The organism is Halogeometricum limi (assembly GCF_900115785.1).
GTDB lineage: Archaea > Halobacteriota > Halobacteria > Halobacteriales > Haloferacaceae > Halogeometricum > Halogeometricum limi.
This window is the reverse complement of the sequence record NZ_FOYS01000002.1, coordinates 289,548-306,826: the sequence shown is the minus strand read 5'-3', so window position 1 is coordinate 306,826 and position 17,279 is coordinate 289,548. Positions and strand designations below refer to the sequence as shown.

General features: G+C 66.9%; 19 protein-coding genes. 10 read left to right on the top strand and 9 right to left on the bottom strand.

Translation table 11 applies throughout. From position 1 onward, the window contains the following. Positions 1-185 precede the first annotated feature (185 nt). Both BM282_RS06455 and BM282_RS06450 read left to right on the top strand, forming a co-directional pair. Complete coding sequence (locus tag BM282_RS06455; RefSeq protein WP_089878188.1) at positions 186-1,772, top strand: uracil-xanthine permease family protein; 1,587 nt, start codon at positions 186-188, stop codon at positions 1,770-1,772. 73 nt (positions 1,773-1,845) lie between these two features. Further along, positions 1,846-2,643, top strand: a complete 798-nt coding sequence (locus tag BM282_RS06450) for an aldo/keto reductase (protein ID WP_089878185.1) — start codon at positions 1,846-1,848, stop codon at positions 2,641-2,643. A 59-nt stretch (positions 2,644-2,702) separates the two neighbouring features. Here the strand turns inward: BM282_RS06450 and BM282_RS06445 are convergent, their stop codons facing one another. Together BM282_RS06445 and BM282_RS06440 are read right to left on the bottom strand one after the other, a co-directional pair. Continuing rightward, entirely contained in the window at positions 2,703-2,933 is a 231-nt protein-coding gene (locus BM282_RS06445; RefSeq protein WP_089878182.1) for a hypothetical protein, read from the bottom strand. Positions 2,934-2,957: 24 nt separating this feature from the next. Continuing rightward, a complete protein-coding gene (locus tag BM282_RS06440; RefSeq protein ID WP_089878179.1) occupies positions 2,958-4,100 on the bottom strand; it encodes a mechanosensitive ion channel family protein in 1,143 nt (380 codons plus the stop codon). 93 nt (positions 4,101-4,193) lie between these two features. On the opposite strand from BM282_RS06440, the gene BM282_RS06435 reads away from it, so the two are divergent. After that, a complete protein-coding gene (locus BM282_RS06435; protein ID WP_089878176.1) occupies positions 4,194-4,700 on the top strand; it encodes a metal-dependent hydrolase in 507 nt (168 codons plus the stop codon). Positions 4,701-4,818: 118 nt separating this feature from the next. Here BM282_RS06435 and BM282_RS06430 read toward each other — a convergent pair whose 3' ends face one another. Next, positions 4,819-5,685 (bottom strand): universal stress protein, encoded by an 867-nt coding sequence (locus BM282_RS06430; RefSeq protein WP_089878174.1) that lies wholly within the window; start codon positions 5,683-5,685, stop codon positions 4,819-4,821. A gap of 97 nt (positions 5,686-5,782) precedes the next feature. Here BM282_RS06430 and BM282_RS06425 point away from each other — a divergent pair, with 97 nt between their 5' ends. Continuing rightward, a complete protein-coding gene (locus tag BM282_RS06425; protein WP_089878171.1) occupies positions 5,783-6,370 on the top strand; it encodes a peroxidase-related enzyme in 588 nt (195 codons plus the stop codon). Between the two features lie 10 nt (positions 6,371-6,380). On the opposite strand, the gene BM282_RS06420 is transcribed toward BM282_RS06425, so the two are convergent. After that, a complete protein-coding gene (locus BM282_RS06420; protein WP_089878169.1) occupies positions 6,381-7,223 on the bottom strand; it encodes a hypothetical protein in 843 nt (280 codons plus the stop codon). A gap of 113 nt (positions 7,224-7,336) precedes the next feature. On the opposite strand from BM282_RS06420, the gene BM282_RS06415 reads away from it, so the two are divergent. Both BM282_RS06415 and BM282_RS06410 read left to right on the top strand, forming a co-directional pair. Continuing rightward, positions 7,337-7,732, top strand: coding sequence for a CopG family ribbon-helix-helix protein (locus tag BM282_RS06415; RefSeq protein WP_089878166.1), 396 nt, complete (start codon positions 7,337-7,339; stop codon positions 7,730-7,732). Between the two features lie 64 nt (positions 7,733-7,796). Continuing rightward, entirely contained in the window at positions 7,797-7,991 is a 195-nt protein-coding gene (locus BM282_RS06410) for a cold-shock protein (RefSeq protein WP_089878163.1), read from the top strand. Between the two features lie 155 nt (positions 7,992-8,146). On the opposite strand, the gene BM282_RS06405 is transcribed toward BM282_RS06410, so the two are convergent. Next, a complete protein-coding gene (locus tag BM282_RS06405; RefSeq protein ID WP_089878160.1) occupies positions 8,147-8,944 on the bottom strand; it encodes a creatininase family protein in 798 nt (265 codons plus the stop codon). Positions 8,945-8,994: 50 nt separating this feature from the next. Beyond that, a complete protein-coding gene (locus BM282_RS06400; RefSeq protein WP_089878157.1) occupies positions 8,995-10,647 on the bottom strand; it encodes an acyl-CoA synthetase in 1,653 nt (550 codons plus the stop codon). 27 nt (positions 10,648-10,674) lie between these two features. Between BM282_RS06400 and BM282_RS18460 the strand changes: the two genes are divergently transcribed. Next, the gene (locus tag BM282_RS18460; RefSeq protein ID WP_175501415.1) at positions 10,675-10,824 is read left to right on the top strand and encodes a hypothetical protein; all 150 of its coding nucleotides are present in this window, start codon (positions 10,675-10,677) and stop codon (positions 10,822-10,824) included. Positions 10,825-11,058: 234 nt separating this feature from the next. Here the strand turns inward: BM282_RS18460 and BM282_RS06395 are convergent, their stop codons facing one another. Continuing rightward, on the bottom strand, positions 11,059-12,159 hold the full coding sequence (locus BM282_RS06395) for a bactofilin family protein (RefSeq protein WP_089878155.1): 1,101 nt from the start codon (positions 12,157-12,159) through the stop codon (positions 11,059-11,061). Positions 12,160-12,379: 220 nt separating this feature from the next. On the opposite strand from BM282_RS06395, the gene BM282_RS06390 reads away from it, so the two are divergent. Then, positions 12,380-13,354, top strand: coding sequence for an aldo/keto reductase (locus BM282_RS06390; protein WP_089878152.1), 975 nt, complete (start codon positions 12,380-12,382; stop codon positions 13,352-13,354). A gap of 12 nt (positions 13,355-13,366) precedes the next feature. On the opposite strand, the gene BM282_RS06385 is transcribed toward BM282_RS06390, so the two are convergent. Together BM282_RS06385 and BM282_RS06380 are read right to left on the bottom strand one after the other, a co-directional pair. Further along, positions 13,367-14,569 (bottom strand): MFS transporter, encoded by a 1,203-nt coding sequence (locus tag BM282_RS06385; RefSeq protein WP_089878149.1) that lies wholly within the window; start codon positions 14,567-14,569, stop codon positions 13,367-13,369. Positions 14,570-14,658: 89 nt separating this feature from the next. Then, a complete protein-coding gene (locus BM282_RS06380; RefSeq protein ID WP_089878147.1) occupies positions 14,659-15,354 on the bottom strand; it encodes an SCO family protein in 696 nt (231 codons plus the stop codon). Positions 15,355-15,475: 121 nt separating this feature from the next. On the opposite strand from BM282_RS06380, the gene BM282_RS06375 reads away from it, so the two are divergent. Further along, positions 15,476-16,765: a DUF7405 family protein gene (locus tag BM282_RS06375; RefSeq protein WP_089878144.1), complete on the top strand. Its 1,290-nt coding sequence runs from the start codon at positions 15,476-15,478 to the stop codon at positions 16,763-16,765. A gap of 77 nt (positions 16,766-16,842) precedes the next feature. Beyond that, complete coding sequence (locus BM282_RS06370) at positions 16,843-17,256, top strand: CBS domain-containing protein (protein WP_089878142.1); 414 nt, start codon at positions 16,843-16,845, stop codon at positions 17,254-17,256. The last annotated feature ends 23 nt before the right edge of the window (positions 17,257-17,279 follow it).

The following is a 17,279-nucleotide window of genomic DNA, read 5'->3' as shown; positions in this document are numbered from 1 at the left end:
CTTAGAAAGGAGTTGGCAATCCGAACGAACCCGCGGCGGCGGACCGCGCGCGGGACGGACGCCGGCGAGACGAACGGGGGAGTGTCACTGCACAAACAGCCGCCACGACGCCGAAAGCGGTCGAAAACGTCGGATATATGTATCTCTAGTCGGAGACGAACGACAGGCATGGACGGGGATACCCCATGAGCAAGTCGGACGACTCCTTCGTGGAGTACGGCATCGAAGACCAACCACCCCTCGGAACCTCTCTCCTTCTCGGCGTTCAACACTACCTCACGATGGTTGGCGCGAATATCGCCGTCCCACTCATCCTCGCGGGCGCACTCGGGATGCCCGACGAGATTATCCCGCGGTTCGTCGGGACGTTCTTCGTCGTCTCCGGCGTGGCGACGCTGGCGCAGACGACGTTCGGGAACCGGTACCCCATCGTCCAGGGCGCGCCGTTCTCGATGCTCGCGCCCGCCCTCGCCGTCGTCGGCGTCGTCACCGCGACGGACCCGTCGGGGCCGGCGTGGCAGACGGCGCTGTTACAGTTACAGGGGGCGATAATCGCCGCCGCCCTCGCCGAAGTCGTCGTCGGCTACTTCGGCCTCCTCGGTAAACTCCGCTCGTTCCTCTCGCCGGTCGTCATCGCACCCACCATCGCCCTCATCGGTCTCTCGCTGTTCAACACGCCGCAGGTCACGTCTGCGACGACGAACGTCCCCCTCCTCGCGTTGACGCTCCTCCTCATCGTCCTGTTCTCGCAGTACATCGACACCGCCCATCGCGTCTTCCAGCTGTTCCCCGTCCTCCTCGGTATCGTCGTCGCCTACGCGTTCGCGGGCGTCCTCTCGGCCGTCGGCGTCTACGCGCCCGGAACCTCGGGCTACGTCGACTTCGCCGCCATCCTCTCCGCGCCGGCGTTCATGCCCATCTACCCCCTCCAGTGGGGCTTCGCGGGCGGCCCGAACACGGCGACCGTCGCGCTCCCGTTCGTCGGGTCCGTCGCCTTCGGCATCCCACAGTTCACCTCGTCGTTCGTCGTCGGGATGCTCGCGGGCGTCGCGGCGTCGATGATAGAGAGTCTCGGCGACTACCACGCCGTCGCCCGCCTCTCGGGCGTCGGTGCCCCCTCCGAGAAGCGCATCAACCACGGCATCGGCATGGAGGGCATCATGAACGTCTTCTCGGGCCTCATGGGCGGGTCGGGGTCGACCTCCTACTCGGAGAACATCGGCGCCATCGGTCTCACCGGCGTCGCCTCGCGCTACGTCGTCCAGGTCGGCGCGGCGGTGATGCTCCTCGTCGGCTTCGTCGGCTACTTCGGCCAACTGGTCGCGACCATCCCCGACCCCATCGTCGGCGGCCTCTACATCGCCATGTTCGGCCAAATCGTCGCCGTCGGCCTCTCGAACCTGAAGTACGTCGACCTCGACTCCTCGCGCAACATCTTCGTCGTCGGCGTCGCCCTCTTCGTCGGCCTCGCCGTCCCCACCTACATGACGAACGTTGGGTCCGCGCAGGCGTTCCAAGAGGGGATGGCCGCCGTCGCGTACCTCGGGCCGATTCTCGGCACGCAGGTCGTCTCGAACACCGTCTTCGTCATCGGGTCGACGGGGATGGCCGTCGGCGGCCTGTTCGCCTTCGTCCTCGACAACACCATCGAGGGCACCCGCGAGGAACGCGGCCTGAACGAGTGGGAAGAGTCCGCGGAGGCCGACGAGGACTTCGCCTCCGCGTACGACCGGTTCGTCCGCGACGACGACTCGCCGACCCGCGCCGACTGAGAGACGGCGCACGCGACTCGACTCGTTCTCCGCCTTCCCCACACCTTTCTTTCGGCCTCCCGTCTCGGCGTCCATGACGGACCTCGACCTGCCAGACATCGGCTTCGGCACCTCCGGCGACGAGACGGCCGACGCGTGGACGGACGCCGTCGCGGACGCACTCGCCGTCGGCTACCGCCACGTCGACACCGCGCAGATGTACGACAACGAGGCGGACGTCGGCGCGGGCATCGAACAGAGCGGCGTGGACCGGGACGAGGTGGTTCTCGCGACGAAAGTCCACCCGGACAACCTCGCGCCCGAGGACGCGAAGCGAACCGCGAGAGAGAGTCTGGACCGTCTCGGCGTCGAGAAGGTGGAGATGCTGTACGTCCACTGGCCCACCTCGGCGTACGACGCCGAGGAGACGCTCCCCGCGTTCGACGAACTCCGCGAGGCGGGCGTGACCGACCACGTCTGCGTGAGCAACTTCACGCCCGAGTTGCTGGACGAGGCGCGCGAGATACTCGACGCGCCCATCGCCGCGCATCAGGTCGAGTGTCATCCCCTCCTGCCGCAAGAAGAACTCCGAGCGTACGCGAAGGAACACGGCCACCGCCTCGTCGCCTACTCACCGCTCGGCCGCGGGGAGATTCTCGACCACCCCGTCCTCACCGACGTGGCGGAGAAGTACGACGTGTCGACGGCGCGCGTGTGTCTCGCGTGGGCGGTCCAGAACGACATCGTCCCCATCCCGAAGTCGACGGGCGACCACGTCGCGGACAACCTCGCGGCCACCGAGTTGGAACTGGACGAGGAGGACCTGCGGACCATCGACGACATCGACGAGACGCGGCGCGTCATCGACCCCGACGCCGCGCCGTGGCACTGACGACGGTTCGTGACTGCGATTACCGACGACGGTTTGCGACTGCTGGCGACGGTTTGCGACTACGACCGTTCGTCCGCGTCGTCGCCCGACTCGCCGGACTGACGCTCGAACTCTCGGCGCGTCTCCGCGCGCGACGCTTCGGCGGTGAGTCCCGCGCGGCCGACGGCGACGAGAAACAGGTAGCCGACCGCACCGACGGCGAACAGCAACACCGGGATGACGAACGGCCCGTACGCGTTGACCAGTCCGTCGAGTAACTCGGCGACCACCGTCTGGAGTACCGCGGGCATACCGGTGATTCGGTCTCCCGCGAGTTACCGTTTCGGGCTCGGACCGTCCGAGGCGAGTTCGGCTTCGGACGCCCGTTCGCTCTCCCCGTCGGCGAGTTCTTCGACGCTCGCGCCCGCGGGCGGCGAGAACGTCAGGTCGCGCTTCGGGTACGGAATCTCTATCTGAGCGTCGTTCAGCGCCTTGTATAGCGACCGGTTCAGTTCGTGTTGGGCGCGGCGGCGGCGCGTCGGACCGTTCACCCAGCAGAGCAGTTCGTACTCCAGCGCCGAGTCGCCGAACCGGCGGAGTCGCATCCGCGGTTTCGGCGAGTCGAGGACGAGCGGTTCGGCCTCTGCGACGTCGACTGCGAGTTCCTCGAAGGCGTCCACGTCCGTCCCGTAGGCGACGCCGACGGGGACGCGGATACGCCGTCGTCGCTGCGGCGCGGACTCGTTCGTTATCTTCGCCGCGTTGAGCACGGAGTTCGGGACGGTGACCATCAGTTCGTCGCGGGTGAGAAGCGTCGTCGAGCGAATGCCGACTTTCACCACCGACCCGGCGGTGCCGTCGTCCAGGACGATGAAGTCGCCCAGTTTGTACGTGTCGTCGAAGTAGAGCGCGATGCCCCCGAAGAAGTTCGCGACGGTGTCTTTCGCGGCGAACCCGACGGCGATACCGGCGACGCCCGCCGCGCCGAGAAGCGGCGTTATCTCGATGCTCCAGAGCCAAAGCAGGGTGGCCGCGCCGCCGAGGAGGACGACGAGCGTCCAGACGTTCGAGAAGACGGGGGCGAAGTCGAACCGACTCCCCTTGTCGTTCACCTCTTCGACGAGACGGTTCACGACGCGGTTGGCCGCGTACGCCCAGACGAGGACGATTATCGAGAGCGACGGCCGACCGAAGAACGTGTCGAGCGTCGTCGTCGTGAACACCGTCGACTCCCTGACGGCGGGCACCTGCGAGAGGAGCAACACGCCGGTGAGGGCGGCGGTGACGACCAACGGGAGGCGCAACTCGGAGATGACGATGTCGTCGTACGACCCGTCGGTGTGGGTGACGTACCGCCGCGCCGCCCGGAGGACGACGAACTCCAAAGCCAGGGCGGCGACGACGGAGACGAGGAGGAGTCCGACGGTGGCCTCGACCGCCGAGAGGCCCGCGAGTAGGTCCGAGAGTGGGCCGAGCATGGCTGAAGTTCCACTCGATACGAGATAACAGTTTCTCGTATCGTCGTCGTCACGGACCAATCGGTTTTTCCGAGTCCGACCGAGAGGGCGAGTATGCTCCGTCAGGGCCACTACGGCGTCTCTCTCATCGCGTTCGCGCCCGTCGGATTCGTCCTCGTCCGTCTCGGGCGCCCCGAGTTGGCGTTCGTCGTCGGCGCGGCGATGCTCTGGTTGGCGATGCTCCCCGACGTCGACCACCGAATCCCCGGCGTGCCGCACCGCGGACCGACGCACTCGCTGGCGTTCGCCGCTCTCGTCGGCGGCGTCTTCGCGGGCGTCGGGCAAGCACTCGCGTCCGCGGGTGTCGGGAACGTCGGCCCCGCCGCCGTCGCCGACGGCAGCGTCGTCGTCTTCGCGTTCCTCGTCGGCTTTCTCACCGTGTTCGCGCACCTCCTCGGCGACGCGCTCACCCCCGCGGGCGTGAACTTCCTCTGGCCGCTCTCGGGACGGACCTACTCGCTGTCGCTGTGGACGGCGGGCAACTCGGTCGCGAACTACGGCCTGTTCGGCGTCGGCGTGTTCGCCGTCGCGGGCGCACTCTACCTCGCGGCGACGGTCTGAGTGCGTCGACGCCGACGGCGACACGCACGTCGACCGCGACGCCGACTCCGAACTGTGGCATCAACGCCGGCCGCGACGCCGACGCGGGGGTCTCGGTCGCTGGTCACCGGTCGTTCTCTCACTCTTCTTCGCGGACGGTGACGACGGGGACGGGCGACGTTCGAACCGTCTTCTCCGCGACGCTCCCGAGGAGGATGCGGTCGACGCCGCGCTTTCCGGTCGTCCCCATCACGACGGCGTGCGCGCCGTTCTCGGCGACGCAGTCGAGAATCTCCTCGTGCGCCGACCCGCGTTCGACGTGTTCGACCACGTCGATATCGCGCGACTCGGCGGCCAGCACCACGTTCTCGACGGCCTCTCTGGCGGCGTCCTCGCCCGCGGTTTCCGCCATCGCAGAGCGCACGTCGATGCCGAACATCGCGTCGTCGACGACGGCGAGGACGTGTACCGTCGCGCCGACTGCTTCGGCCACGTCGAGGGCGTGCTCTGCGGCGTGCATCGCCGCCGAACTCCCGTCCGTCGGGACGACGAGTCGTTCGTACGGGAAGGCGAGTTCACGGTCGGTGCCGGTTCGGACGGTGAGCACCGGGCGCGACGCGAGGCGGACGACTTTCTCGGTGACACTCCCGAGCAACTGCTCCGAGACGCCGTCTCGGCCCTGCGTCGGCATCACGATGACGTCGTAGTCGTACTCCGCGGCGTAGTCGACGATGGCCGAGACGGGGTCGCCCTGTATCACGTCCGCCGAGTAGTCGACGTCGAGCGAATCGAGGATGCGTCCCGCCTCTTCGAGGACTTCGTCTCCCGCCTCCGCGAGGGCGTCCACCACGTCGCCGTCGACGACGGTGACGCTGTCGCGGGCGGTGTCGGCGACGTTGAGCAACTGTATCGTTCCGTCGGACCACTGCGCTATCTCTCCCGCGTGGTACAGCGCCTCCGTCGAACCGTCGCTCCCGTCGACGGGGAGGAGGATTCGTTCGTACATGGAGTACACCTCGGGCGAGAGACGCTAATCGTTTTCCCACCCCCGGACGGACCGAACGCGGGGCAGTCCTTAAGCATCGACCGGGATAGTCACAGGTATGGCCGAACTCGACGACGACGCGATGACGCGCTTTCCCGTCCCCGACTACGACGAACTCCCGGAGGACCTCAGAGACCGAATCGACGCCGAGACGGAGCGCGCGGGCTTCACTCCCAACGTCTTCTCGGCGTTCGCGTACAAGCCGAGTCACTTCCGCGCGTTCTTCGACTACCACGACGCCCTCGTCGAGGACTCCGCACTCGACAGAGAAGAGGTGGAGATGATAGTCGTCGCCGTCTCCGGCGTCAACCACTGTTACTACTGCAACGTCGCGCACGGCGCACTCGTCCGCATCTACGCGAAGGACCCGACGCTCGCGGACCAACTCGTCGCCAACTACAGACAGGCCGACATCTCCGAAAAACGGATGGCGATGCTCGACGTCGCCGTGAAACTCACCGAGTCGCCCAGAGCGGTGACCGAAGCGGACCTCGACAGACTGGCAGACGTGGGCTACTCCGAAGAGGCGATGTGGGACATCGCCGCCGTGACGGCCTTCTTCAACCTCTCGAACCGGATGGCGATGTTCGCCGACATGCGACCGAACGACGAGTTCCACACGTTGGGGAGAGAGACGAAGGAGTGACCGGCGAGTCTCAGAACACGCCGAACACGAACCCGAGACCCATCAGTATCAGAATCGCGGCGGAGATGGTGGGGAAGTGTTCGGCCACCGCCTCCATCCGCTCTTCGTAGCGGTAGTAGCCCGCGACGAGGAGGAGCGTCAGCGCGACGATACCGAAGACGACGGTGAGGGCGTAGACGGTCATCAGTTCGAGACAGTAGTTCGACCCGGTGCAGAGCAGGAGTATCTCGAACTCCTCCTCGTGAGCGAAGCCGAGGAGGAAGGCGAACCACGCGAGACTCCGGAGACTCGTGTTCGAGGGGTCCGCGTCGAGTCCGTGCGAGTGCGAGTGCGCGTGGCCGCCGCCGAACGGAAGCGCGGCTTTCAAACGGGCGAGAGCGCCGTCGTCTCCGTGGTCGTGAGAATCGAGCGAGTGGCCTCCCTCGTGAGCGTCCGCGTGTGAATGGCCGTGGCCGTCGACGGCGACGAAGGCGTACTTGTGTCCGTCGTCACCGTCGCCGTCGTGCGTGTGGGCATAGTCGCCCTCCGCGTCTCCGTGCCCGTGGTGGTGGCCGCCGCCCCGGAGTTCGTTGAGTCCGAGGAGAATCAGGAGGACGCCGGCGACCTGCGGGAGCCACGTCAACTGCGTCAACTCGAAGTACGACTTCGCCGCGAAGAAGACGAGGACCATCGCGATACTGCTGACGAGGTGCCCGATACCGAGAACCGTCGCCGCCGCCGCCCCGGAGAGCCACTTGTTCTTTCTCTCCATCGCGTACGAGGCGGCGATGGGCCACCCGTGGCCCGGTTCCGCGCCGTGGACGAGTCCGAGTCCCACCGCGCCGGCGAACAGTCCGAGGAGTTCGCTCACCATAGCTACGCTTGGGTCTCACCGGCGGATAACGGCTGTTAAGACCGAAACGGCGACTCCGTAATAACCGTGCGCGGATGCGACGGTTCTTAGGGCTCGTCTGCGGACCAACGGACATGCGAACCAGTCTGAACGTGCCCGACGACGTCCTCGCGGAGTTCGACGCCGTCTGGCAAGCGGAGGGGTTGGAGTCTCGCTCTCGCGCCATCCGAGAGGCGATGCTGGAGTACGTGGAGTCGCACACGCGGTTGGAAGAAGCCGACGGCGACATCGCGGCCGTCGTCGCGTTCGACTACGAACACGAGGCCGTCATCGGCGAGTTACACACCGTCCAACACGACTTCGAGGACGTGATAGAGGCGACGAGTCACACGCACCACGGCGAGTGGTGCTTCGAGGTGGCCTTCTGCGACGGCCCCGCAGAGGCCGTGCGTCGACTCGTCTACCGACTGCGGGACTTCGATGCGGTCCATCGGGTCTCCGTGCTGTCGCTCACTGCGTCGGAAGTCTGACACTCTCGGAAAACCGAGAGACGGCGGAAGCCTTATCAGGACAGTCGTTCTCTGGTCACATGCAATGGCGAAAGGTACGGTTGCGTTCTTTAACGACACAGGCGGCTACGGATTTATCGAATCAGACGACGCGGACGAAGACGTGTTCTTCCACATGGAAGACGTTGGAGGTCCGGACCTCGAAGAAGGCCAAGAGGTGGAGTTCGACATCGAGCAGGCCGACAAAGGCCCGCGCGCCAAGAACCTCCAGCGTCTCTAAGAACGCAACACGATAGCGGTACTGCGGTCGGCGGTCACGTCGATTCTCACCACGATTCTGCGGTATTTTACCCCTCGCGAGCGACAGCCTCGTTCTCCTCCCTGTCGCGGCATCCCGCCGAGACGGTGCTTCGAGATGCGGCGGACCGCGGCCGCCTATCGGCGACTGCCCGGTTGCGGGTCCAGATGCGCCGGCGCCATCAGGTCCTCGAACCGACTCGCGTCTAACCACTCGACCAGTTTCACCAACTGCTCGGTCGCCGCCTCGAACAACTGCTCGCCCTTCTCCGCCGTCGCGTCCGTCTGGTCGCCGAAGACGCCGTTCCCGGAGTTCTCTACGGCGTCGTAGAACGTCCGAGCGCCGTGCATCATGTAGTTCTCCGAGTCGTCGAGGTCCACGAGTCCGCCGTCCCGGGCCGCCTCCAACTGGTCTTCGCGGACGAGGTGGCCAGCGACGTGCTGTATCATCGCCGTCTCCTTCGGTCCGCCGTGCGGGCCGTTGTGTTCGAACACCTCGCTCACGAGGTCCGGAATCGACTCGTCCCACATCCACTCGATGGCGTACATCGTCCCGTCGTCGCGGAGGCGACGGCCGACTTCGCGCAGGTGTTGGGCGTTGCCGCCGTGCGCGTTGACGTAGACGACCCGGTCGATGCCGTGGTACGCGAGGTTGCGCGTCAGCGACTCCACGTAGTCGCGGAACTGGGGGGCGTCCACCCACATCGTCCCGTGGAACTGTCGGTGGTGCGGACTGACGCCGACGTTCACCGTGGGCGTGCAGAGGACGCTCGTCCGGTCCGCGGCCTCGCGCGCCAACGCCTCCGCGATGAGGTGATCGGTGGCGAGTGGCAGGTGCGGGCCGTGCTGTTCTGTCGAACCGAGCGGAACGAGTGCGACGGACTCTTCGGCGACGTACTCTCGGAGTTCGGGCCACGTCTGGTCTGCGACGTACATCTACTCACTGAAAGGGAAACGAGTGGTAAGAAGGTACGTGCGTGGGGCGATTACCGTCCGAACGCATCCTCTTCTCGACTCCGGAGTTCGATGCGCCGAATCTTCCCCGAGGAGGTCTTCGGCAGTTCGTCGACGAACTCGACTCGGCGCGGATACTTGTACGGGGCCGTCTCCTCTTTCATGAACGTCTGTATCTCGGTCACCAGTTCGTCTGACCCCTCGTAACCGTCCGCGAGGACGACGTACGCCTTCACGACGTCGCCGCGTTCCTCGTGCGGGGAGGCGACGGCGGCCGCCTCCGCGACGGCGGGATGCGAGACGAGTGCGTCCTCCACCTCGAAGGGACCGATGCGGTAGCCCGCGGAGATGATGATGTCGTCCGCGCGGCCCTCGAAGAAGAAGAAGCCGTCCTCGTCGCGGGAGGCCAAGTCGCCGGTGCGGTAGAACTCCCCGAAGAACGTCTCGCGGTCCAAGTCGTCGCGTTCGTAGTAGCCGTCGAAGATGCCGGGACAGTCCACGGGAACCGCTATCTCGCCGATTTCGCCCGCCTCCAGTTCGTTCTCGTCGTCGTCGATTATCGTCGTCCCGAGACCCGGCGTCGGCTTGCCCATGCTCCCCGGTTTGACCTCGACGCCGGGGTAGTTCGTCACGAGAGCGACCGTCTCGGTCTGTCCGTACCCGTCGCGCGGGGTGACGCCGAACGCCGACTCTATCTCCTCGATGGGTTCGCGGTTCAGCGGTTCGCCGGCCGAGAGCGCGGCCCTGAGGTCGATGTCGTACGCCGAGAGGTCCACCTGCGAGAACATCCGGTACTGGGTCGGAACGGCGCACAGACGCGTCACGCCCTCGTCGGCCATGATGGAGAGGAACGTCTCGGGGTCGAACTCGCCGTCGTAGAGCAGTTGGGTCGCTCCCGTCGTGAGACCGACGCCGACGGGACTCCAGAACCACTTGGCCCACCCGGTTCCCGTCGTCGCCCAGAGGAGTTCGTCCGCTAAGTCGGCGGGTTCGTCGGACTCGCCGGGCGGGACGACGCCGTCGGCGGTGACGCCCCACCAGTACGGCGCGTTGACGAGTTCGAAACAGCGCATCCAGCGGTGGCGGTGCATCACGGGTTTCGGTTGCCCCGTCGTCCCCGACGTGTAGTTGATAGACATCGGGTCCGACGCGCCGAGTTCGGGGCCCTCGTGCGTCGTCTCCCGCCCGTCGACGAGCGATTCGAACGACTCCCACCCCTCCGGCGACCCGCCGAGACAGACGAAGTTCTCGAACGGCGTCTCCTCGCGAACGTCGTCGACCATCTCCACGAGAGAGTCGTGCGCCACCACCGTCGTCGCCTCGCAGTCGTTCGCGCGGTAGGCGATGTCTTTCGGCTTCAGCATCGCCGAGGAGGGGACGAGGAGTGCGCCGCGTTTCAGCGCGCCGAGTTGGACGGCGAACACGTCGGGGTGTCGCGGGACGAGGTGCATCACGCGGTCACCCTTCTCGACGCCCATCGATTCGAGAGCGTTCGCGAAGCGGTTCATATCGTCGCGCAGGTCGGCGTAGGTCCGTTCTTCGCGCCCGCCGTCGTCGTCGCGGAAGCGAAGCGCCACTCGGTCACCGAACGCGTCGGCGTGCGAGGCGACGACGGACGGGAGCGTGTAGTCGTCCGGGATGTCCCACTCGAACTCGCCGACCGCGTCGTCGTATGACAGTGCCATGCCTCTCAATCGGAAACGTGATGAATAATGATTTGGGTCACGGAACCGATGGGTCTCCCGTTCGATGGCGCTCTCGCGAAACGAGTCTGCGCCGACGTGTTCGGGTCGAGACAGTACCTCTCGCTCGCGTACCGACGCGGCGTCGTGTCGGACGCGACGGAACGAGAGACGTCGTGAAAGTGTCGCGAGAACTCGCGACACTCGTCGGTCGCTGTGCTCCCTCTCGAATCCGTCTCGAAACGGTCGAAAGCGCCGAAGAACGGAGGAGCGGCGCTTCTCTCGCGGTCGCCTTCCGGAACTCCCGTCTGCTCGTACGGTTGCATTAGATAAAAATTGTTTCCTTGCTTACACAATTGCTGACTCAGTTTATATCAGGACGATTCGCGAAGAATCTCTCGGTTCCGGGGAGAGTCACGCCATCGGCGCTTCGTCGCCGCCGAACGACTCCACGGAGTCGTCGCCGTCGTCGCCACCCTCGCCGCGGACCGCGAGTGCGAACGCACCGAGGCCGACGAGGAGGACGACGAACTGCACGACGCCGCCGAGGGGGACGAACCCGACGAGACTGACGAGGAACAGGCCGACCAGTAGGGCGGCCCACCGGTTCTCGTAGTCACCGAGCGAGAGGAGCCACGTCCCGAGGACGAGTGCACCGTAGACGCTCGTCACCCAGAGGACGAGGGCGAACGCGAGCAGTCCCGCGAGGGAAATCGGGATGCCGACGACGGTGAGGAGCAGCAACACCAGTGCGACGGGGACGCCCACCAGCACGAGGAGGCCGACACCGCCGCTTCTGACCGCACCCGTGGTACCGACGGTGGTCACGCGGGCGGCGAACCGAGGCGCGACGAGCAAGAGTGCGGCACCGAGGACGGCGTTGACGAAGAGACCGTAGGCGGCGACGACTCCCGGGGGGAGAACGAAGCCGTCGAAGTCGCTCCCGACGACGGGCGTTCCGACCGTGAGCGACGTGTCTCGGGTGACCGGTCCGGCGACCGAGGCGTCGTCCGCGAGCGTGAACGTCTCGGCGTCGTACGTGACCGCGCCGCCGACGACGGCGGTTCCGGCGACGACGAACGTCTCGGCTCCGACGGTCACGTCGCCGTCGACGGTCCCGGCGAGTCGGACGTCACCCGCGCCCGCTTCGAGGTCGCCGCCGACGGTGGCCGTCTCGCCGACGGCGAGTACGCCGCTCGCGACGCCGACGGACCCGCCGACCGCTCCGTCTATCGTGACGGTCCCGGCGGCCGCCTCGACCGACCCGGTCACCCGACCGGTGTCGGTGAGGACGACGGTTCCGGCGACCGCTTGCAGGTCGCCCTCGACCGTCCCCGCGACGACGACGCTGCCCGCGACTGCTTCGAGCGTTCCGACGTAGGTCTCACCTTCGGCGACGACGACCGTCGCCCCGAAGGGCTCTTGCTGCGCGCTCGCGACCCCCGCGACGCTCCCCGTGAAGACGAGGAGTGCAACGAGGACGGCGAGTAGTCTCCTGACCGACGTAGTGTGCATGGCGAACACCTCGAACGAGCGGTCCCCACTGAACCGCTTCGCTCTCGTTCGTCAGTACGACGTGATAGCCGATAAACGCCGCGTGAACCGCTGTGACGTGCGAATATCTGTCTTCTCACCGACCCCGTCTTCGTCTCTGAACCGGAGCGTCGTCGAGAATGCGGTGGTCCGAACCGCCTCGCGTGGTTTTTTCGTCCGTGCGGGTGTGTGTACGGCCACCATGGAGTACACGACGCTCGGTGACACCGGGATGGAAGTGTCGAAAATCTGCCTCGGTTGTATGAGTTTCGGGACGAGCGACTGGCGCGAGTGGGTGTTAGACGAGGAGGAGGGCAAGGAGTTGGTCGACCGGGCCATCGACCTCGGAATCAACTTCTTCGACACCGCGAACATGTACTCTGCGGGCGAGTCCGAACGTATCCTCGGCGAGGCGTTGGAAGGCCGCCGCGACGAGGCGGTGGTGGCGACGAAGGTGTACTTCCAGATGGACGAAGACGACCCGAACTCGGGCGGCCTCTCGCGGAAGGCCATCGAACAGGAGGTGGACAACTCCCTCGACAGACTCGGCATGGACACGGTCGACTTGCTTCAGATCCACCGCTGGGACTACGACACGCCCGTCGAGACGACGCTCCGCGCCCTCGACGACGTCGTGCGGCGCGGGAAGGCGCGCTACTTCGGCGCGTCGTCGATGTGGGCGCACCAGTTCGCCGACGCCCTCCACACGTCCGAGCGCCTCGGTCTGGACCGGTTCGCGACGATGCAGAACCACTACAACCTCCTCTATCGGGAGGAAGAGCGCGAGATGCTCCCGCTCTGCGAGAAGGAGAACGTCGGGGTCATCCCGTGGTCGCCGCTCGCCCGCGGGTGGGTCGCCCGCCCGCACGAGGACGCCCGTTCGACGAAACGCGGCGAGACGGACTCGCTCGCGCACGACCACCCCTACTTAGCGGGCGGCGGCGTCGAGGTGAACGAGCGCATCGAAGAACTCGCCGAGGAGAAGGGCGTGAAGATGGCGCAGATAGGGCTGGCGTGGCTGTTCCACAAAGACACCGTCGACGCGCCAATCGTCGGGACGACGAGCATCGAACACCTCGAAGACGCCGTCGAAGCCCTCGACGTGAAACTCACGTCCTCGGAGATGGACTACCTCGAAGAACCGTACGAACCGGTTCGCGTCTCCGGGCACGACTGACTCGGTCCCGGGTCAGTCACCCGCGCCGTCGACGACGCCGACGCCGAATCCCCCCGACGAGAGGCGCCTGACCGCCCGCGCGGCGACGACGGCGATGGCGACTTCCGAGAGGCCGACGGCGAGGAAGGCGGTGAGGTAGCCCGCCGTCGACGTCGCGAGTCCGCCGACGAGGAACCCGGCCAAGAAACCGAGACTGCCGAACACGTTGAAGCCGCCGAGCGCGGCCCCTCGCTCTTCCGGACTCGCCACGTCCGTCACCAGCGCCATCGTCGCCGGAGCGACGAGCGCGCCGAACACGCCGACGAGGACCATCGACCCGAGGGCGACGGGAAGCGTCGGCGCGACGCCGACGGCGACGATGGTGACGCCGTAGCCGACGGAACCGACGACGACGGGGACGAACCGCCCCACCCTGTCGGAGAGCACGCCGAGCGGATACTGCAGAATCGCGAACGGGAAGAAGAACGCGAACAGCGAGAGGCCCGCGCCGAAGGCGTCGAGGCCGAACGTCTCTCTGAAGTAGAACACGCCGACGAGCGCGAAGAACCCGGCCGTCATCCGGTCGACGAAGCCGAACGCGTACGGGATTCCCAACTCGGGTCGTTCCCGGAGGCGGCCGAGGGCGACGCCGAGGCGCACCCGCACGCCGTCCGGGGTTCGGTCGGGGACGGTGGCGACGAGTGCCGCGGCGACGACGAGGAGGACGGCCGCGCCGTACAGCGGGTAGAGCGGGTCCGCGTCGGAGAGTCGCCCGCCGACGACCGAACCGAGGGCCGCGCCGAGGCCGATGGCGATGCCCGCCGCGCCCATGTTCCGGCCGTTCTCCGAGGAGAGGTCCGCGAGCGCCGTCATCGACAGCGAGAACGCGCCGATGGTCATCGCCCCGCCGAGGACGCGCACGAGGAGGACGGCGGCGAACGAGAGGTCGAGCGAGGGGGCGGCCGCGAGGGCGAGATAGCCGAGTGCGCCGCCGAGTGCGCCCGCGACGACGAGGGGACGACGGCGGCCGAGCGAGTCGCTGGCCGCGCCCCAGACGCCCGCGAACGCGACGAACGCGGCGAACTCGGCGACGAGGAACCACATTCCGGCCCGCACGTCGCCCGCGCCGCCGAGCGTCCGGACGAGGTCCGAGACGCCCGGGTAGAGGAGGACCTGCGAGACCAACACCGCCCACACCGCGAGTGCGAGTCGTCGTCGCTCGGTCCGTCTGTTCATGTGAGTGAGTCGAGTCGGGGAGGGAAAGCCGCGTCGTTCGTCGTGGTCGTGGCCGTCGTCGTCTCGGTCGATTCGGGGTGCGTCGTCCGTCAGTTCGACGCTCGTCGGACCTTTTTCAGGTCGTCGATGAGAACCGTCTCGTCCGGTTCTGTGCCGCGGTAGGCGCGTTCGACGTAGCCGTCGCCGTTCACGAGGAGGACGACGCTCGTGTGCGCGAACATGTACGGGTCGCCCTCGTTCTCCGGGTCCTGCTTCTGGAAGAAGACGCCGAACTCGTCGTCGACGATTCTCCGGGCCTCGCTCTCGCCGTCGGGCCGGAGGAAGTGCCAGTTCCCGGCGTCCGTGTCGACGTTCATCTGGTCGGCCTCCGCTCTGAAGGCCGCCTCGTCGTCGCGGGCGGGGTCGAACGACACCGGGTAGAACGACACCTCGTCGGCGTAGCCCTCGGTGACCGAGTGGACCTGTACCTCGCGGAGGGCGCTGATGAGGACCGGACAGACGGTCATGCAGTTCGTGAAGAAAAACGTGTGAAAGTGCGGGCCGTCGATGTCGCGGACGGACACGCCCTCGCCGGAGAACGCGTGCGGAATTGTCACGTCGGGGACGCGTTCACCCCACGCCGGGTACGGGAGGTCGGAACTCTCCAGTTCGGGGTCGCGGTCGGGTTCTCGGAGGACGACGTTCGGGTCGTCGTCGCCGAACCCGGCGACCGAACTCCCGACACACCCCGCCAGTCCCGTCGCGCCGACGAGTCCGGCGGCGCGCAGGTACGAGCGTCGATTCATCGTCCACACTTGCACATCGACGGCTAAGAACCGTGTGGTTGGCGGCGCGTCGTTCGAGAGACGCACCCCTCACGACGCCCGCACCAGAACCCACTTGACCGTCACCGCCCTAGCCCCGACTATGTTCGAGGGCGACGCATCGCGCCGAGCGTTTCTGAAAGCCGCCGTCGCCGTCGGCGGGGCGACGGCGCTCTCGGCGTGCGTGTCACGGGCCGACGAGCCGATACCATCGGGAACGGACGACCCCTCGTCGCTCCCGCGACGTCAGCACGCGTGGAACGACTCGCTCCCGAGAGACGACTCCGGAAACGTCGTCCTCCCGCGACATCAAGTCCTCCTGTACCTCTCTCTCGACGGCGACGGCGTCCCCGACGGCGACGACCGGCAGACGGTCGAGGACGCCCTGACGACGCTCGACCGCGCGTACGAACGGAGCAACCGGGGCCTCGTCTACTCCATCGCCTACTCGCCGCGCTACTTCTCGCGGTACGACGACCCGCTTCCCGAGACGCTCGACCTCCCGGAACCTCGCGCCCTCTCGTCGTTCGAGGACCCCGAGTTCGACCGGCAGGACGCCCTCCTCCACCTCGCCTCCGACAGGGCGGACGCCGTCCTCGCGGCCGAAGAGGCCCTCCGCGGGGAGACGGACACGCTGAACACCGTCGACGTGGCCGCGCCACTGACGGACGTGTTCACCGTCGCCGACAGGCGAACGGGGTTCGTCGGTGCGGGGATGCCCGCCGAGCGACAGGGGGAGTTGAAGGGCATCCCGGAGTCGGGTCCGGTCCCGGAGGAGTCGCCGCTGTTCATGGGGTTCAAAGCCGGGTTCGCGAAGAATCAGGCGTCCGAAGACTACGTGACCATCGACGAGGGGCCGTTCGCGGGCGCGACGACGAAACACGTCGCGAACATCCGTCAGCGTCTGGACGACTGGTACGGAGAGCAGGACTTCGAAGAGCGCGTGATGGAACTGTTCTCGCCGGTCCACGCCGCGGACGGACTCGTCGAAGGCGTCGGCGACAACCTCGGCGACGACAGCGGAATCACGCCCGAAATCGTCGACCGGATTCGCGACCACGCGGAAACGTTCGGACGCGTCGGCCACGCGCAGAAGGCCGCCCGCGGCAACCGCGACGCCGACGGCAACGTCCGTCTCCTCCGCAGACACTTCGAGTCCACCGACGACGGCGAGGCCAGCCTGCACTTCCCGAGTCTCCAGCGACGCATCACCGACTTCGAGGAGGTGCGCGAGGCGATGAACGGGTCGGACCTGACCGACATCCCCACGATTCGACAACGGGTGAACAACGGCATCTTGGAGTACATCTTCGTGCGACGCCGCGGCAACTTCCTCGTCCCGCCGCGGTCGCTCCGGGCCCTCCCGTCGCCGACGGGCGAGGCACCTCGCTGAGCGGCGGTCCCGCGGCGGCGACGGACTCACACGCCGAACAGCTAAGCCCCTCCTATCCGTCTGGCCGGCCGCCAGAGATGCAAGTGCGCCAGATACAGAGTGCTCCGGTCGAGACGGTCAGCACGGACGCGACGCTTCGTGAGGCGGTCGGTGCGATGCTGGAACGGGGCGTCGGAAGCGTCGTCGTCGTCGACGCCGGACCGGTCGGAATCGTCACGGACACGGACGTCCTCGCGGCGACGTACCGGGAGGACTGCTCTCTCTCGGCGTTCGCCGTCACCGACGTGATGAGTCGCGGGTTGGTGACGACGACGCCGAAGGCGAGCGTGACGCGGGCCATCGAGACGATGGAACGTCACGGGGTGAAGCGACTCCCGGTTCGAGACGGACTCGACGTGGTCGGTATCGTGACGACGACGGACGTCGCGAGACACCATCCCGAGGCCGTCAGCAGGATTCGGAGTCGGCAGTCGAACCGCGACGACTGGTGAACGCGGAAGCGACGCTGTGAGAC

What these genes read in the sequence shown, in the direction of transcription:
- BM282_RS06370 (WP_089878142.1), top strand. Translation starts at nt 16,843, where the DNA reads ATGCAAGTGCGCCAGATACAGAGTGCTCCGGTCGAGACGGTCAGCACG.
- BM282_RS06450 (WP_089878185.1), top strand. Translation starts at nt 1,846, where the DNA reads ATGACGGACCTCGACCTGCCAGACATCGGCTTCGGCACCTCCGGCGAC.
- BM282_RS06400 (WP_089878157.1), bottom strand. Translation starts at nt 10,647, where the DNA reads ATGGCACTGTCATACGACGACGCGGTCGGCGAGTTCGAGTGGGACATC.
- BM282_RS06410 (WP_089878163.1), top strand. Translation starts at nt 7,797, where the DNA reads ATGGCGAAAGGTACGGTTGCGTTCTTTAACGACACAGGCGGCTACGGA.
- BM282_RS06455 (WP_089878188.1), top strand. Translation starts at nt 186, where the DNA reads ATGAGCAAGTCGGACGACTCCTTCGTGGAGTACGGCATCGAAGACCAA.
- BM282_RS06415 (WP_089878166.1), top strand. Translation starts at nt 7,337, where the DNA reads ATGCGAACCAGTCTGAACGTGCCCGACGACGTCCTCGCGGAGTTCGAC.
- BM282_RS06380 (WP_089878147.1), bottom strand. Translation starts at nt 15,354, where the DNA reads ATGAATCGACGCTCGTACCTGCGCGCCGCCGGACTCGTCGGCGCGACG.
- BM282_RS06420 (WP_089878169.1), bottom strand. Translation starts at nt 7,223, where the DNA reads ATGGTGAGCGAACTCCTCGGACTGTTCGCCGGCGCGGTGGGACTCGGA.
- BM282_RS06445 (WP_089878182.1), bottom strand. Translation starts at nt 2,933, where the DNA reads ATGCCCGCGGTACTCCAGACGGTGGTCGCCGAGTTACTCGACGGACTG.
- BM282_RS06390 (WP_089878152.1), top strand. Translation starts at nt 12,380, where the DNA reads ATGGAGTACACGACGCTCGGTGACACCGGGATGGAAGTGTCGAAAATC.
- BM282_RS06440 (WP_089878179.1), bottom strand. Translation starts at nt 4,100, where the DNA reads ATGCTCGGCCCACTCTCGGACCTACTCGCGGGCCTCTCGGCGGTCGAG.
- BM282_RS06375 (WP_089878144.1), top strand. Translation starts at nt 15,476, where the DNA reads ATGTTCGAGGGCGACGCATCGCGCCGAGCGTTTCTGAAAGCCGCCGTC.
- BM282_RS06395 (WP_089878155.1), bottom strand. Translation starts at nt 12,159, where the DNA reads ATGCACACTACGTCGGTCAGGAGACTACTCGCCGTCCTCGTTGCACTC.
- BM282_RS06430 (WP_089878174.1), bottom strand. Translation starts at nt 5,685, where the DNA reads ATGTACGAACGAATCCTCCTCCCCGTCGACGGGAGCGACGGTTCGACG.
- BM282_RS06425 (WP_089878171.1), top strand. Translation starts at nt 5,783, where the DNA reads ATGGCCGAACTCGACGACGACGCGATGACGCGCTTTCCCGTCCCCGAC.
- BM282_RS18460 (WP_175501415.1), top strand. Translation starts at nt 10,675, where the DNA reads ATGATTTGGGTCACGGAACCGATGGGTCTCCCGTTCGATGGCGCTCTC.
- BM282_RS06405 (WP_089878160.1), bottom strand. Translation starts at nt 8,944, where the DNA reads ATGTACGTCGCAGACCAGACGTGGCCCGAACTCCGAGAGTACGTCGCC.
- BM282_RS06385 (WP_089878149.1), bottom strand. Translation starts at nt 14,569, where the DNA reads ATGAACAGACGGACCGAGCGACGACGACTCGCACTCGCGGTGTGGGCG.
- BM282_RS06435 (WP_089878176.1), top strand. Translation starts at nt 4,194, where the DNA reads ATGCTCCGTCAGGGCCACTACGGCGTCTCTCTCATCGCGTTCGCGCCC.